Annotated in this window: 3 protein-coding genes; all 3 read left to right on the forward strand. The window is 30.1% G+C overall.

The genetic code is table 11. The features are described from left to right. On the forward strand, positions 1 to 293 hold a 293-nt coding region (locus Q0370_RS05485; protein WP_299573149.1), incomplete at its 5' end, for a hypothetical protein. After that, positions 280 to 438: a hypothetical protein gene (locus Q0370_RS05490; RefSeq protein WP_299573152.1), complete on the forward strand. Its 159-nt coding sequence runs from the start codon at positions 280 to 282 to the stop codon at positions 436 to 438. The genes Q0370_RS05485 and Q0370_RS05490, both read left to right, overlap by 14 nt. 53 nt (positions 439 to 491) lie before the next feature. Next, positions 492 to 1,304, forward strand: a complete 813-nt coding sequence (locus tag Q0370_RS05495) for an SDR family oxidoreductase (RefSeq protein WP_299573156.1) — start codon at positions 492 to 494, stop codon at positions 1,302 to 1,304. The last annotated feature ends 87 nt before the right edge of the window (positions 1,305 to 1,391 follow it).

Genomic DNA, 1,391 nt, shown 5'->3' on the forward strand with positions numbered 1-1,391 from the left:
TTGACACAATAAAGATTAATGAAGCAAAACCAGTGAATAAATCTAAACAGAAATCATTTATGACAGTAATGGAAATGGTAACAGAACAGAATTTAAAGAATTTAATTTACAATTCAAAAATTGAACTGAAAGAGATAGAATATGTATCAGAAAATAAAGCTAATGTTTCAATAACTTTAAAAATGATAGATGCAATGGAACTTTTGACAAGTTCAGAAAAATATCTTTTGAGTAAATATGGAAAAGGTGGAAGATATTTAGATACAGATATATTTTTAGATGAAATATTTTGATGAACATACAAAAGAATTAATAAAAAATGATGACAATAGTGAACTAATAGTTAACATTGAATTGGAATTTACTAAAAAAAATGGGAAATGGATTAGTAATGAAACTATATCAAAATATATTTTGAAGCGATTAAATGGTTATTAAAAAAAATAAATTTTATAATGTGAAATAGACAAGGTGTCTTTTAAGGAAATTTTATGAAAAGAGTTTTGATAACAGGGGCAAGCAGTGGAATTGGATATGAACTTGCTAAAATTTATGCAAAAAACGGGCATAATCTGGTTATTGTGGCACGAAATAAAGATAAGCTGGAAATTTTAAAAAAAGAGATTTTTGAGGAAATTTCTAAAAATATCAAGATAACTGTAATTGAAAATGATCTGTCACTGGAAAATGCGGCTGAAAGGCTTTATAATCAAGTGAAATCTGAAAAATTGAAAATAAATGTACTTGTGAATAATGCTGGAGTTGGGATTTATGGGAAATTTTCTGAATTTGATGAAGAAACGATGAAAAGAAATGATGCAATGATAAACTTGAATATAAAGGCAGTTGTAGAATTGACAAGACTGTTTTTAAATGATATGCTAAAGGATGGAAATGGCGGGATATTAAATGTGTCTTCAATTGCAGCTTTTATGCCAGGGCCTTTAATGAGTACGTATTATGCGAGTAAAGCCTTTGTGCAGTCGTTTACGGAAGCAGTTAGGGAAGAAGTGAAAAATGATGTTCGTGGAAAAAATATTAGAATATCGGCACTTTGTCCTGGGCCGACAGATACTGGCTTTGAGAAGAGCAGCAATTTGGAGGAAAGTTCGCTGTTTGAGAGATTGAAAGTTATGGCTGCGAAGAAAGTGGCTGAAATTGGGTATAAAGAGTTTCAGAAGGGAAAAGCAGTTATCATTCCTGGGATTTTTAATAGAATTGCAGTTTTTGGAATCAGATTTTTATCGAGAAAATTCGTTGTGAAAATGGCTAGAAAGTTGCAGGAAAAGAAAAATAAAAATTAATGGAGGTTTGAAATGTTAAAATTTGAGAAATATCAGGGTGCAGGGAATGATTTTGTTATTGTTAGCGAAAAAGAGCTGATTGAAAAG

Source organism: uncultured Leptotrichia sp. (assembly GCF_938036635.1).
In the GTDB taxonomy this organism is placed as follows: domain Bacteria; phylum Fusobacteriota; class Fusobacteriia; order Fusobacteriales; family Leptotrichiaceae; genus Leptotrichia; species Leptotrichia hongkongensis.

Coding starts and splice junctions, on each gene's coding strand:
- Q0370_RS05490 (WP_299573152.1), top strand. CDS start 280: ATGAAATATTTTGATGAACATACAAAAGAATTAATAAAAAATGATGAC.
- Q0370_RS05495 (WP_299573156.1), top strand. CDS start 492: ATGAAAAGAGTTTTGATAACAGGGGCAAGCAGTGGAATTGGATATGAA.